The sequence below is a fragment of the Variovorax sp. LG9.2 genome (genome assembly GCF_035018885.1).
Lineage (GTDB): Bacteria > Pseudomonadota > Gammaproteobacteria > Burkholderiales > Burkholderiaceae_C > Variovorax.
In genome coordinates, this window is the sequence record NZ_JASJXB010000052.1 from 1 (window position 1) to 13,675 (window position 13,675).

Here is a 13,675-nt window from a genome sequence, read left to right on the forward strand (position 1 = left end):
CGACACTGGCCTACGTCAGCCCGATGCAGTTCGAGCAGGACTGGCTTGCCAATCAGCCACAGCAAGCCAATTCATGAGTTCGGCTATGGGGTACGGATTGCACGGGCAAGGTCAGTTCGACCCCCGCACGTCCAACCAATTTCCCCGCATGGGGGCTTGAAAGCCTGCTATTTAATCAATAGCAGTCTTTTTATTTTGGCGACGCGGTGAAAGTTTGGTGACAGTTGACCCCCCAATGGCTCATGACCTTCGTGATAGCCATCGTTGCACGCCTTCACGGTCTATCAACACCATGCCGTCAGGGTCGTGCAAAAACTCCCGGGGCTCTGTCCACTTGCCATCGCGCATCTTCATGCGAATGCAGTTTCTGATCGACCTGTAATGGTTGCGTACAGGCCCACGGTCACATAGCGTTCAGGCGCTAAGTAGACATGCGCTGCGGGCGGATGCGGGAAATATGCACCTAGAGCGCGCCTCAACAGTACGTCCGCGGTCTCGTTCATCGGAGCATTCTTTCGCACCATTTGAAGTGAGCGAGCACTGTACGGATACACAGTGTTACCGGAGAAACACGGATAAAGAGGCAAATGCGCCGAAACACCATACCTAGTGGGTGTGGGCCGGACCAGCACTAGCTATAGTGCTCCCAGAACGCAAAAGCCAAAGCTTGCAGGCTTTGGCTAAGCGCCCTTACCGTCGTCGGCTCGGGAGGGGGTCTTAGAACGATTTCCATCAGTCAAAGGACGATGCTGATGATAAATCGAACTCGGGTGTTCTGAAGCCGGCTTTACTTGCCGTTCGGCAGAAAGCTTCTATGTATACCCGTATCACGCACATCACCAAACCGCATCCGCACGACCCGCGAAAACGCATCCAGGAGGTCGGCCGCATGGTCGGCGGCATTGTCGAAGAGCGCTACACGCTCGATGAAGCAATCGTCAAAAGTGAGCGTGGCGACACGACGTTCTATGTCGAGCGCGGTGGCCGCATGGTTATCGTGGTGGTTGTTCCAAAAGGACTGCTGCATGACGCCTATCTCCGCACTGAACCCGACGATACTGGCGTTGACAACCTGTTGAGCCTTCCGCAGTTGCCGCAATTCAACGCGCTGGCCGGCTTGCTTGGCGCGGGTCCGGTCGGGCCATCGGGTGCCCCCGGGTACGGCTCGAACGCGCTTGCTGGACTGATCTACATGGGGATGAAATGAACATGCACAGCTACGGCCTTGCAGGCTTCAAATCGTCGCAGACAACTGCAGTCAGAGGGGCCGTGGCCGCGATGCCCGGCGTCCTCTCGGTATCGATCGGGCCGAATGGTCGGTTCACGCACGCGGTCACCTTTACGCGCGGTTCTGCCACCAACATGATCGAGGCCATCAACATCGCATTGGCCCCGTTCAAAATCATTGGCGTCAGACAGTAAGCAGGTCGCCAAGCCCGGGCCGCTGCTTAATCCGAAGCGCGGACCGGGCCCCAACCGTATGCAGCCGACTTTTTCAACATCGATAGGCTTTTATGAATGTTTTCATCAGTTGGTCCGGCGCCCGCAGCCACGCTGTGGCGCAAGTCCTTAAAGCGTGGGTAGAAGTCGTGATCCAAGCTGCAAAACCCTGGTTATCGTCCTCTGACATCGATCGTGGCGCGCTGTGGATGGGCGACATTAACCAGCGACTTCAAGAGTCGACTGTCGGCATCTTCTGCTTGACGCATGAAAACAGATCGGCGCCTTGGATATTGTTCGAAGCCGGCGCAGTCGCTAAGGGCGTGCATACAAGCCGCATTTGCACGCTGCTGATAGACCTCGAAACAACGGACATCAGCGGCCCTCTTGGTCAGTTCAACCACACGCGTCCAACCCGTGACGACATGTTGAAGCTTGCAAAGTCGCTGAATCGCGCGCTTGGCGACCTTCACCTCGAAGACGCACAACTAATTCGCTCGTTCGACGCGCATTGGGAGAAGTTTGAAGCCGACTTTGCTCGGGCACTTACCGAACATCCTTACAACGTCGAAGCCGCCGAGCCCCCAAGGACCGACGACGTTCTCGTAGAGATTCTCAACACTGTTCGGTCACTTGGCAGCCGTCTTGCCTCAGTGGAAAGCACGCTGCGAGAGCCGGCTCCTAGTCGCCCGCTCCCGCGTTCGTTACGCGACGGATTTGAAAGCGAATTGCCAAGCGGCACCGAAAGCGCCGAAGTATCAATTAAGTACGGCAGTCCTGTACGCCTGAGAGATATGGTGAGTGATACGCCTAGACGACGCGTCAAAGATCTGACCGGTGGCAGCGCATAGCAAGTCCCGGGAATCAGACGCTGTTGCTGTCTCTGAAATAGGTGATAGCTAGTTTCGAAAAAAAACCAAAATTGGTTTTTCAGGAAACCCGCCGAGCGGCGCCAAGCCCTCTAAGCACGCCGGCCAGGCTCGACGCGTCATCCGCCGATGCTGTGCCGATCGTGGTCTGTCGGCCACCGACGTTGATCGTGACCGAATGCGATGTACTGGCACCTGCGGCGCCCTCTGCCGTCTGCACCGCCTTGTTCCGTTCATCCGCCTTCTGACGCGCGATCGCCGCCGCCAGCGCGCTGCTTGTGGCTGTCTGCAGGCCAGCTATAGACGTGGTGGCCTCGCGACTGATTGACGCACCACCGCCCGCTTTCGTCATGTTGTCGAGCCATGTCTTTCCGTCGTCGGCCTGCTTCTTTGCGATCTGCAGGTCTTCAATCGACATCCCCTTATGCGCTTCGATCCGGCCATCGTCGACGAAGCTCGTGAGCGCCATCCAATTGCTCAGCGAGTAGCCGATCGCCAATGCCATCGGCGACTTCGCCGAGACCTGCGACAGCGTGGTGTTGAACCACTCCTTCAAGTCGCCCAGCATCGCAGCAGTACGTGCTTGGCGAACTTGCATTCGCTCGTGAGGTGGCTTGCCCCGGATCTCCGCTTCGACTGCGAAGACCTTGCCGATGCTTGCAGCGCCTGGTGCGCCAGCGTGCCGCCAAGCGTTCACCACAGTCGTCCTGTTCGGGTCTTGGCCCCAGCGCCGCCGAGTACACGGATCGGTGTGTCGTCACCATGAATCTTGTCGGCAGCCGACACGTATCGGCCAATACTTGACGCTATGGTGTACACCGTATCGATAGCTCTTATTTAACATAATCATTATTGTATTGTTTCAGTATGTAGGCCCCGAATAGTAATGTCGCGTTTGTCCCAAATAGAAATGTCGCATTGTTGCCTTGGTCCAGTTCCTGGATCCGAGGCACAGCGATGGCAACACCCGCGGCAACTATCACCATGTCGATGCGCGAAGTCGATCGTCTCAAGACCATCCAGGCTGTGGTCGACAGGATGGCGCGCGTGGGCCCAGCCGCGCAGCGGCTGGGCCTGAGCCGGCGGCAGCTCGAGCGGCTGATCCAGCGGTACAAGGATGAAGGTGCCGCCGGTTTGGTATCTCGCAAGCGAGGTCAACCCGGCAATCGGCAACTGGCTCCTGGCGTGGCGGATCGAGCCATCAGGTTGATCCGTGAGCGCTATGCCGACTTCGGCCCGACGCTGGCCTGCGAAAAGCTGGCCGAACGCCATGGCCTGACGCTCGGTGTCGAGACACTGCGAACGCTGATGACGGCAGCCGGACTGTGGACGCCGCGCAAGCAACGCGCAGCCAAGATCCACCAACCGCGCAACCGGCGTGCATGTGTCGGCGAGCTCATCCAGATCGATGGCAGCGATCACGAGTGGTTTGAGCAGCGTAATGTCCGTTGCACGTTGCTGGTGTTCATCGATGACGCGACCAGCCGGCTGATGCAACTGCACTTCGTGCCGACCGAATCGGCCTTCGCATACTTCGAGGCCACTCGGTCTTACCTCGAGGAACATGGCAAGCCGGTGGCGTTCTACAGCGACAAGGCCACCATCTTCCGCTCGGCGCGCGACTCGACCGACTTCGGCCGCGGCACGACGCAGTTCGGGCGTGTCCTCTTCGAGTTGACCATCGACATCATGTGCGCCAACTCGAGCCAGGCCAAGGGGCGAGTTGAGCGTGCCAACCTGACCCTGCAGGACCGCTTGGTGAAGGAGCTGCGCTTGCGCGAGATCAATACGCGGGAAGCGGCCAATGCGTTCGCACCGCACTTTATTCCAGACTTCAACGCCCGCTTTGCGAAGCCACCATCCAGTGAGTTCGATGCGCATCGACCGGTGCGCGACGACGAAGATCTTGAGCTCCTGTTCACCTGGCGGCTGCAGCGCAAGGTGTCGTTATCGCTGACGCTGCAACACGACAGGATCATTTATCTGCTCAAGGACACGCCGGCCACCCGCAAGCTGATTCATCGCTACATCGACGTCTTCGAGTACCCGGATGGACGGATCGAATTGAGAGCGGACGGGGTGAGCTTGGCCTATGAACGCTATGACCGCTTGCCCCAAATCGATACGGCTGCCATCGTTGAGAACAAGAGACTCGGCCATGCCCTGCAGGCTGCCTTGGTGCTTCAGATCCAACGTGATGATCGCCACGCATCGAACATGCCCTCAAGGACGAACACCGGTCAGGCTCCATACCCCAAGAAAGCCGTGCCTGGCAGCAAACGCTCTCGGCAGTTCACCGCAGACGATATGGAAGTTGCGATTCGCCTCGTCGGGCACCCCGCCCTGCCCGTCAAGGATCGAAAACCAAAAGCCATTTTGGAGTTCGAAACAGTCGATACGGCCTCCGGCTGAAAGGCCAGCGGAAGTGCTGAGGCCAGGCAGTCACCGAGTTCAGGGGATCCTCCTTAGAAGAACCAGAAACACGACATTTCTATTTGGGAGGAACTACGACATTTGAGTTCAGCGTTGACATTAACGGTTGACATCGAAAATCAGACACGGCCCCGATGGCGATCTGGACCACAAAGTATCGAAAGTCAGTCGCCGCGATGCGCTGAGGATTGCCGGCCAAGGAGTCCCGACAGTACCTTCGTTACGTGACAACAAGAGCGGTGGCAGCAGAACACCCACGCTGGGTTTGCCAAATTTTGCCAAACTTTCTATGATTCGATTCATGAGCACCATGAACATTTCGCTTCCGGACTCGCTGAAATCCTTTGTTGATGAGCAAGTCGTGCAGCGAGGCTATGGCACCAGCAGCGAGTACGTGCGAGAGCTGATCCGCAAAGACGCGGACCGGTTGCAATTACGCGGGCTGCTCTTGGAAGGTGCCGCTTCCCCTGCGGCGGCGCCGAACGACACTCAGTACTTCAGCAGCCTTCGCGAGCGAGTGCATGGTCGCACCCGGTCCGCAGAGCGCGGGTGAAGTCCAAGCCGATCGTCGCCCGTGAAAGGGCTAACCTAGATATCGACGCTGCGATTGACTATTACCTGGGCGAGGACGCCGTGCAGGCGGCCATGGGATTCATCGACGCCTTGGAGCGCGCCTACGCCCACATCAGCCGCTACCCAGCAACCGGCTCCAGCCGCTACGCGCATGAACTGAATCTTCCCGGGCTTCGCTCCTGGAAGCTGACGCGATACCCGTATCTGATCTTTTACGTTGAGTTCGAAAATTCCGTTGACGTTTGGCGAGTGCTTCACGGCCAACGAGACATCCCGGCGTGGCTGGGCACGGAGCCCGGAACGGGCGGAGTTTCGCAGTAGCGTTGGCCATAGGGGTAACCTGGCGCCGGCGGCTTGACGGGCTTGGTCACCCCACGCCGCGTGCTGCTCGTCTTGGCCTTGTTTTCCAGGGCCGTGGTGAGCGAAGCGCGCGTGTCTTCATGAACGGTCTTCTCCGCTTTGAACGGCAGCTGTAGATCTTCAAGTCGCTGTTGCAGCGACAGACCATGCGGCAGGCTTCGAGCTGGCTCGCTTGGTTGCGCTGAACTTGGGCTTTGTTGCGAGCGCCGCGGCCAGCAAGCGCTCCGTGGCTTCGCGTGCCTTCTTTTCCTCCAACAACTTCTGATGCAAGTCATCCAGCCGCTGTTGAAGAGCCTCGGCTTGGGGCTGAGCCTGCGCCAGCAACGGCGGATGAGCCCCAAGCTGATCCTGTATCCGCGCTCCATCTGTTGCGCTGCCCGCTGCGTCTCCCGCAGCAGCCGACTGCCACCGGTATGCGCTTCACCCCTCGTCCCGCTGATGAAGGCGATGACATCAGTCGCTCGTGATTCACTGCCAATGCTCTAACCGCCACCGCGTCGCTGCTTTAGCGCCTTCGTTGGCGCGACGCTGGCGCGCTTCTCGACCGCCGAGATCGCACGTTCCAGCAGCGCCTTCGTGACCTTGTGCGCGTCCGCCTCGCGCGCCAGCGCGCTGTCCCGATCGTTCATCCGCGCAGTCATTGCTTCCAGCGCCGTGCGCAACGTCGCATACTCACTCAGGTGCTTGGCAGCGACCAGTGCCGCGAAGGCGATCTCCCGCTCGAGCGACGTCTTGGCGGCCTGTGCGGCGAGGGCAGCTTCGCTGGCCTGAAGCTCGACCGCCTGTCGACGCGCAAGCTCCTTCGCTCCGGCGCCGGTAGCCACGCGGGCCTCCTCGCGGGCGCGGTCGATCTCCAGCAACTGACGGCGCTCTTGCGCGTCATGTCGTTCCTGCTGCTCCTTGAGTGACTTGGCATGGGCGGCACTGTGGGCCTCGGACTCCAGGCGCATCGCGTCGATCCGGCGCACCGAGAGGGCGAGGGCTGTCCGGGTCTCGTCGAGTTGACCGGTCAGGGCGCTGCGCTGCGCCTCCAGATCCACGGTCTGGCGCTGCGCAGCGGTCAGTGCCGCGCGGGTGGTGGCCAGCGTTTCTTCCATGCTGGAGCGCGAAGCCTCCAGGCTGCGCTCGCGCTCGCCCAGTGCGACCTCGCTGGCCTGCAATGCGGCGCGGTCTTCCTGCAGCTGCACCCTGGCGGTTTCGATGCCGACCTCGGCAATGCGTTCGGAATGCCGCAGTGCGCTTTGCCAGAGCTCGCGCATCGAATCGAGCACGGGAGAGGGGAAGCCAAGGATCTGCTCGACAGAGGCGGGGCCTGTTCCCGTGGACAGCGCCATCTTCTGCTTCCACCAGGCGTCCAGCATCGGGCCGATCGTGTTCGGCGAGCCCCGTCCGAGCTTCTGGCGCGTGCGCTCGTTGGTGGGACGGATGCCCTCCAGCCATAAGGCGTCGCAGGCTTCGGACACGTCGTCCTGCTGGACGCCGCGCGAGGAGGAAAAGGTTCTTTGTTCCATGAATTATTCCGGGGATGGCGTGGTGCGTGAAGCGTGGGCAAGGCCGGCGGCGATTTCTTCGGCACTGCGGACCCACTTGAACTGGAACTTTGACTGGACATTCATTTCTAGGCTTTCCTGCGCGCCTCTGCGACGCGAATCTGCAACTCGACCACCAAGCTACACGCGAAACCGCGCACAAAACTTGGTTGCCCTATCTACCACGGATAAGGTAAACTTATCCGTGGTAGACGGTGTACGACATAACAAATGGTACAACACAGGATAACGTTTTGTATAGACCGGCATGGGCGAAATCCGGTTATGTCAAATGGATGCGGCTGAAATCGCACCGGTGAACGCGCCAACAATGAGGACGACGATGAACTTCGACCCCGAAAAAACAGCTGATGAAAAGGCTGATGCAAAGGCAGATGCAAAGGCAGATGTCGGCAGTCATTCCAGCGGCCGCGTGCTGGCGACCAGCGCCACGCCGGCGACCTTGAAAAGCAGGTTCGACCTCGAGGCGGCCGCCGTGAGCGATGCCACGGCGCGGGCCGCCGACGAGCTGGCCAAGGAAGGCCGCTCGGAGAACACCGTGGCCTCCTATGCGGGCGCGCTGCAATACTGGGCCGCCTGGTATGCGCTGCGGCGCGAGACGATGCTGGTGGACCTTCAGGGGGACTCGGACACCGAAGCGGAGATCTTGCGTGCCTGGGGGCCGTCCAGCCTCACGCTGCCCGTCGCCTTCCCGGTGGTGGTCACCTTCATCACCGACCATGCCGAGCGCAAGTCGAAGTCGACGCTCTCGGGCCTCACCTGTGAATTGCCGCCCGAGGTTGATGCGGCGCTGGTCAGAAGCCGCGCCAAGGGCAAGCCCGGCCCGATGAAGCTCAGCACCCTCCTCCACCGGGTGAGCGTGCTGTCCAAGGCGCACAAACTGAGCGGTGCGGCGAGCAATCCCTGCCAGGACGAGCGCGTCAAGGCGCTGCTCGACCTGACGCGGCGCGCCTACGCCAAGCGCTCTGCCCTCGCGACCAAGCAGACCGCCCTCACCGCCGACCTGTTGGCCCAGTTGCTGGCGACCTGCGACCGCACCCTGGCCGGCCGGCGCGACCGCGCCCTCCTCACCTTCGCCTGGGCCACCGGCGGCCGCCGGCGCTCGGAGGTCGAAGCCGCGACGCTGGAGAACCTGCAGCCCACCGGCGAGAGCTTCGTCTACCGGCTGGGCCACTCCAAGGCGAACCAGCTGGGGCAGGATCTGCCGGAGAACTACAAGCCCCTGGTGGGCTCCGCTGCCGAGGCGATGCGCGACTGGCTCGGCGCCCTGCGTGCGGCCAGGATCACCAGCGGGCCGATCTTCCGGCGCGTGCTGGCGGGCGACCGCATGGGCACACCGCTGGGCGCCGAGGGGGTGCGGTTCATCGTGAAGTCACGCTGCGCGGCCGCGGGACTGGACGGCCGCTTCTCGGCGCACTCGCTGCGCTCGGGCTTCGTGACGGAGGCCGGGCTTCGCGACATGCCGATCGGCGAGGCCATGGCCATGACGGGGCACCGCACCGTGGCCACCTTCCAGGGCTACTACCAGTCGGCAGCGATCCGGCGCAGCAAGGTGGCCAGCATGCTGGATACGCCGCCGCCGAAGGACGCGTAGGCCGGGGCTCGACAGGTTTGCGCTAGTAGTCGGACTGTCTGATGCACATTTCACCTGCAGACTATGGGCGACAGCTTCGTTTAGCGAAGCGACCACTCGCGGGCTCAAAACATCAAAAACTACCAAAAAATATCGTACTCTATGATCTACCGGGTATACATGCTTATACTTTGTTAGATTGTCATAGATATGGAGTCGACTATGGATCCCGTTCGGAACCCTTTTGCGCCGGGGGCAGGCAGCCAACCGCCTGAGCTTGCGGGTCGTCAACCCATTCTGGATGAAGCGAAGGTAGCAATCCAGAGGGCGCTTCTCGGGAGGTCCAGCCGCTCACAGATGCTGCTGGGGTTGCGGGGCGTTGGCAAGACTGTCCTGCTGAACAAAATTCAGGAGATTGCTGAAGCGGAAGGTCACATCACATCTTTTATAGAAGCGCCCGAAAACAAGCGATTGGGCGAGCTGTTGACCCCTCGTATCAGCCAAGCGCTGCGCAAGCTTTCGCTCACCGAAACGGCCAAGGTAAGCGCAAACAAAGCCTTGCGAGCCCTGAAATCCTTCGCGAGCGTTTTCAAAGTCTCCTACGAGGGGGTGGCTATATCCGTGGACCCTGAAGTTGGCGTTGCCGACAGCGGCGATCTGGAGACGGACCTTGCCGAGCTGTTCGTGCGGGTGGGAGAGGCTGCTCTCGCTGCCGGCAAGGCGTGGACGATACTTGTCGACGAAGTCCAGTACCTCAAAGCAGAGGATCTGGCTGCACTGATCGTCGCGCTGCACAAGGTCAACCAGAAGGGTTTGCCCGTCCTTTTCTTCGGAGCGGGGTTGCCGCAGGTGGCGGCGCTTTCTGGCGATGCGAAGTCATACGCCGAGCGGTTGTTTCACTATCCAGTTGTGGGAGCGTTGGAGCTCGCAGATGCCAGGACGGCAATAAGGCAGCCAGTTGAAGACGAAGGTGAATCCATCACCAGCGATGCGTTGGACGAGATTTTCGCAAGGACTCGTGGCTACCCTTACTTTCTTCAAGAGTGGGGCTACCAGTGTTGGAACATCGCGGAAACAGGCGCGATCACTATGGCAGACGCGGCAAAGGCGGCAAGCGATGCAACTAGGCGACTGGATGAAGGTTTTTTCAAAGTACGATTCGACAGACTGACACCCAAGGAGCGCGAATATGTCATCGCGATGGCCAAGCTTGGCAATGGCCCATATCGCTCCTCAGAAGTTGCAGAACGCTTAGGCGAAAGCCATCAGAGTCTTGGGCCGCGGCGCTCGCAGATTATCAACAAGGGAATGATCTACAGCCCGTCGCATGGCGATATCGCCTTTACCGTGCCAATGTTCAACGAGTATCTGATCCGCAACTTCGACAAGGACCTGTAGCTGCGAGGTCAGGGTAGGTTGAACACCTGGCTCACTTGTACTTCGGCACTGTCCGCAAAAATGGGGGTGCAGCGGATTTCTTGGACTACCTTTGGAGGTAGTCCAAGAAATCCGCCGCACCCCCTCTGGGTCAGATATGAGCCGGCGCCAACACACGATGCCAGCGTCGGCGTTAGTTGGTAGTTGCTGGGAGAATCACAGCCACGCGGGCAGCGTCAATCGCGGCGATGGCAGAGGGCCTCCTCACCCGTCCTCGGCTATGGTCGCGGGGTTCAGCTTGGCTAGCGCCGTTTCAACTGTTTAATCTGTATTGATGTCGGCGTTCGCGTTGTTTCGAGCAAAGCCTTCGTCATGGATCTGAAAGGTCTCGGACGTTGCGGGACGGCTATCGGCTTCAAGCACGCGCCATTGAACCCGTCCGTCGGGCGTCGCGATGAGCAAGGGCAGCCCCATCGCGCGACTCCAGCAAATGCGGCTGTCTTTGTCTTGATTCGACAGTCGATACCAGCGACAGTCCGCAATGGCTGGGCCAACGCTCCGCAGCGCAGCGGTTTGGCGCAACTCGTAGGGGCCCGACGGTCGGGTCAGGCCATGGCCCATACCGAACCAGTCGACAAAGTGACCCACGCGATAAAGATTCGTGCGATCGACGTCGGTGCGGATCTTCCGGCGAAGGTCGAGAACAGCCATGCGCCACTCCGGATCGTTCGCTGATCTGTTTACGAAGGTTTCGACAGCATCATCCGTCCGGCGCCTCAATCGTATTTCGTGGTCGCGCCAAACCTCCAGCTGATGCGTGGTTCCGGCAGACACGTAAGCGGCTCGAAAGTGCATCGAAGGCGCCGCGCCGTCGGCGTTAAACACCTTGTCGAAATCCAGGCGAGCAGCCGAAGCCTCGGAAGCGTAGGCCGATGGGTTTACGGAAGCGAGAATGACCGCAAAAACGACAGCACTCGCACCGCATGCAAGCTTTTTTGCACGGGCGAGAAAGTCAATCATGAAGGTCTGCATGGCGTTACTTGCGAATCGCCTGTGCGTAGTCGAAGTAGCGATATGTTTTGCCATCCACCGAAAGATCCTTGACCGCCAGATTGATCGAATAGGTGCCGACGGTGAGTGCGGTGTCAACGGCTGCACCGCTCGGGTCGGTCGGGAGCTTGAACACAAGGCCGGTGGCCGCTGTGGGCGGCGTGACCACGCTGGTTTTGACTGTCGGCGCGCTCGCGTTGACGGGTGTGAGCAGCGCTTCGTTCAGGACTCGGCCGTCAGCCTGCGGCATCGACTGCCCAAGGATGTAAGCCACCGTGGGAGCGACATCGACGTTGCCGGTGGGGGTACTGACCGTCACGCCCGAGCGGAACGCGGGGCCACTGGCCAGAAGCGTGTTGTGCACGTCGATCGGGCTGAAGCTGCCGTGCATGCCGCGATTGCCGCCAAAGCTTTCAAACTCGATGCCCGGCAAGCCGTTGATTTTTTGCTGGGCATCCCAGCTGAAACTGACCACCACGTCGGGCTGACCCTTGTTCTGGCGCGTACTGTTCTCAAGGTTGACCATCGACATCGGTAGCGTGCCGGCCAGGGCGCCGTAGCGACTGTCCACGAACACCGACCCGAACTCTTCACGAGACTGCAGGAAGCGAACCAGGTTGCCTACCGTGGTGGCGTCATGGTCAGGTACGTAGAAATAGTCCGAGCCGCCGTTGGCCGCGATCACGATACCGGTCGATGGCACAGCAGCTGGCACCTTGAAGCTTGCCACCGGGGTCGCCAACGTGCCGCTGATGGCTTGGAATTTGGTGTTTGCAGTTCCGCAAAGTGTGCCCGTCGTGTCCACGCTCACGGGATAGACAGCCGAACCATCTGCCTTGATACCGGCCATCGGTGTGGTGGTGCAGCCATTGCCATCGAAAGCTTTGAAGCCGGCGAAGGTCAGCAGGTCGGCCGACCGGACGTCACCCGATACGGAAAACCCGTTGAGCGCGTCGACACCTGCCAGAGCGGCGTTGGTGACACCTGCGGTCACCGAGGTGCTGGGCGTGATTGCACGCAAGGGGAACAAGGCGGTCGGTCCCGAAACATTGCTGTGGGCGTGATCTGAGACGACGATGATGTTGGTGGTGGCATCCAGTCCAGCGGCTTTCAATCCTGCCTGCAACTCGCCGAGCCGGGCGTCCTGTGAAGCCAGCGCCTTTCGGTAGTTCAGCGAGCCGGGGCCGTACGCGTGCTGGGTGTTGTCAGGCGTGCGAAACCAGATCAGCGACAGATCGGGAAGCTTCTTTGGAAGGATGTAGTCGGTGTACACCTTCATCATGTATTTGTTGGCGCCGTCTTCGGGGGCGCCTTGCGTCGAGTCGGTTGCATCGCGTGCCTGGACGCCGTTGGGCAGCGCAAAGGTCAAAGCACCAGCGCGAGCTGTCGGATTGCCGTTTGCGGCCGTGAGTGTGAGCGTGCCAGCGGGATAGGCGAATCCCGTGTTGGCGGGCAATGCGAAGTTCGCTGTTTGGAGCTCGGTCGCCAGAGTCAGCGGCAGCACGGTGTTTTCATCAAGAAAGAACCCACCCCGTCCAAGATCTTGCAAGTACGCAGCGCCCGACTTGCCGATCGCCGCGGTTTTGAGGCCGGCATCCTGTGCAGTCTTGAAAAGTGACTTCACCAGCAGCAGCTGGCCTCCATAGTAGTCATTGAGCGTGGTGAGTACCGCGTAGTCCTCGGTGAATACGGGATCCACATAGTCCTGTGCGGCGCCTGCGGCAGACTTGCCGATCGGTACCGGCTGGGCGGCGCTGGCCTGTGGCGGCGTCCAGAACGTATTGCCGTAAAAGCCGCTTGATTTCGGAAAGGAACCCGACGCGAACGACGAACTGTTCATCATCGTGAACGTGGGGTACGTGGAGTGGTTGTCGGCAAACTGGACACCTCGTTGCTGCAGTGCAAAGAGGTTTGGTGTGTCGGCAGCGGTGACGGAGTCGGGGCGCAAGCCGTCCCATACCATGACGATGGTGCGCTTCGAAGCGACCACCGGCGGGGTGACTGGCGCGACTGGCGGCGCTGGCGTGACCGCCGGGGGCGTCGTTGCAACAGATGTCGACGACGGCACAAAGCCGCTGTACCCCGACCCACCGCCGCCGCACGCGTAAAGCAAAGCGGCCGTAACCGAAGTGACAACCCAAATGGCTTTTGATTTCATGTTATTCCGCGAAGTTATGTACTACGAAAGATTGTTTATTCAACTGGTGACAAATTCATGACGCCGCGCCTGCGCCCTGCCGAACGGTGTCTCGCGGGGGGTGCGGCCGCATTCCAGGTCACCCGTCCGAGACTTGACCGCAGAGCCTGAAGTGAGGGCTTTTGGCGGCGCGCAGGTCGCCGTTGGCTGTATACCCGTTCGGGCGCTACTTCAGAGCGACGGTCTTGCCCGACGTGTCCTTGATATCGCCCCACGACTTGGCAATCGCGGTCTTCACGCTGTCGGGCATCGG

General features: G+C 60.4%; 13 protein-coding genes. 9 read left to right on the plus strand and 4 right to left on the minus strand.

Annotated elements, in window-relative coordinates:
• Positions 1–814: 814 nt before the first annotated feature.
• From QN413_RS25875 to QN413_RS25885, 3 genes are all read left to right on the plus strand, one after another.
• Positions 815–1,207 (plus strand): DUF3892 domain-containing protein, encoded by a 393-nt coding sequence (locus QN413_RS25875; protein WP_323499462.1) that lies wholly within the window; start codon positions 815–817, stop codon positions 1,205–1,207.
• A gap of 2 nt (positions 1,208–1,209) precedes the next feature.
• On the plus strand, positions 1,210–1,422 hold the full coding sequence (locus QN413_RS25880; RefSeq protein ID WP_323499463.1) for a hypothetical protein: 213 nt from the start codon (positions 1,210–1,212) through the stop codon (positions 1,420–1,422).
• Between the two features lie 92 nt (positions 1,423–1,514).
• A complete protein-coding gene (locus QN413_RS25885) occupies positions 1,515–2,291 on the plus strand; it encodes a toll-Interleukin receptor (protein ID WP_323499464.1) in 777 nt (258 codons plus the stop codon).
• A 79-nt stretch (positions 2,292–2,370) separates the two neighbouring features.
• On the opposite strand, the gene QN413_RS25890 is transcribed toward QN413_RS25885, so the two are convergent.
• Complete coding sequence (locus QN413_RS25890; RefSeq protein ID WP_323499465.1) at positions 2,371–3,009, minus strand: IS66 family transposase; 639 nt, start codon at positions 3,007–3,009, stop codon at positions 2,371–2,373.
• Positions 3,010–3,266: 257 nt separating this feature from the next.
• Between QN413_RS25890 and QN413_RS25895 the strand changes: the two genes are divergently transcribed.
• The 3 genes from QN413_RS25895 to QN413_RS25905 all read left to right on the plus strand — a co-directional run bounded on the left by QN413_RS25895 (position 3,267) and on the right by QN413_RS25905 (position 5,636).
• The gene (locus QN413_RS25895) at positions 3,267–4,721 is read left to right on the plus strand and encodes an ISNCY family transposase (protein ID WP_323499466.1); all 1,455 of its coding nucleotides are present in this window, start codon (positions 3,267–3,269) and stop codon (positions 4,719–4,721) included.
• A 322-nt stretch (positions 4,722–5,043) separates the two neighbouring features.
• Positions 5,044–5,295 carry a type II toxin-antitoxin system ParD family antitoxin gene (locus QN413_RS25900; RefSeq protein WP_323499200.1) on the plus strand — a complete coding sequence of 84 codons (252 nt, stop codon included), beginning with the start codon at positions 5,044–5,046 and terminating at the stop codon, positions 5,293–5,295.
• Positions 5,292–5,636 (plus strand): type II toxin-antitoxin system RelE/ParE family toxin, encoded by a 345-nt coding sequence (locus QN413_RS25905; protein ID WP_323499467.1) that lies wholly within the window; start codon positions 5,292–5,294, stop codon positions 5,634–5,636. The genes QN413_RS25900 and QN413_RS25905 overlap by 4 nt, the downstream gene beginning before the upstream one ends.
• 521 nt (positions 5,637–6,157) lie before the next feature.
• On the opposite strand, the gene QN413_RS25910 is transcribed toward QN413_RS25905, so the two are convergent.
• Positions 6,158–7,186 carry a DNA-binding protein gene (locus tag QN413_RS25910; protein ID WP_323499468.1) on the minus strand — a complete coding sequence of 343 codons (1,029 nt, stop codon included), beginning with the start codon at positions 7,184–7,186 and terminating at the stop codon, positions 6,158–6,160.
• Between the two features lie 361 nt (positions 7,187–7,547).
• Here QN413_RS25910 and QN413_RS25915 point away from each other — a divergent pair, with 361 nt between their 5' ends.
• On the plus strand, positions 7,548–8,819 hold the full coding sequence (locus QN413_RS25915) for a tyrosine-type recombinase/integrase (protein ID WP_323499469.1): 1,272 nt from the start codon (positions 7,548–7,550) through the stop codon (positions 8,817–8,819).
• A 201-nt stretch (positions 8,820–9,020) separates the two neighbouring features.
• Positions 9,021–10,196, plus strand: coding sequence for an ATP-binding protein (locus QN413_RS25920; protein WP_323499470.1), 1,176 nt, complete (start codon positions 9,021–9,023; stop codon positions 10,194–10,196).
• A gap of 300 nt (positions 10,197–10,496) precedes the next feature.
• On the opposite strand, the gene QN413_RS25925 is transcribed toward QN413_RS25920, so the two are convergent.
• The gene (locus tag QN413_RS25925; RefSeq protein WP_323499471.1) at positions 10,497–11,207 is read right to left on the minus strand and encodes a hypothetical protein; all 711 of its coding nucleotides are present in this window, start codon (positions 11,205–11,207) and stop codon (positions 10,497–10,499) included.
• Positions 11,208–11,211: 4 nt separating this feature from the next.
• On the minus strand, positions 11,212–13,188 hold the full coding sequence (locus QN413_RS25930; protein ID WP_323499472.1) for an alkaline phosphatase family protein: 1,977 nt from the start codon (positions 13,186–13,188) through the stop codon (positions 11,212–11,214).
• Between QN413_RS25930 and QN413_RS25935 the strand changes: the two genes are divergently transcribed.
• On the plus strand, positions 13,187–13,333 hold the full coding sequence (locus tag QN413_RS25935) for a hypothetical protein (protein WP_323499473.1): 147 nt from the start codon (positions 13,187–13,189) through the stop codon (positions 13,331–13,333). The two genes, QN413_RS25930 and QN413_RS25935, sit on opposite strands and share 2 nt — an antisense overlap.
• The last annotated feature ends 342 nt before the right edge of the window (positions 13,334–13,675 follow it).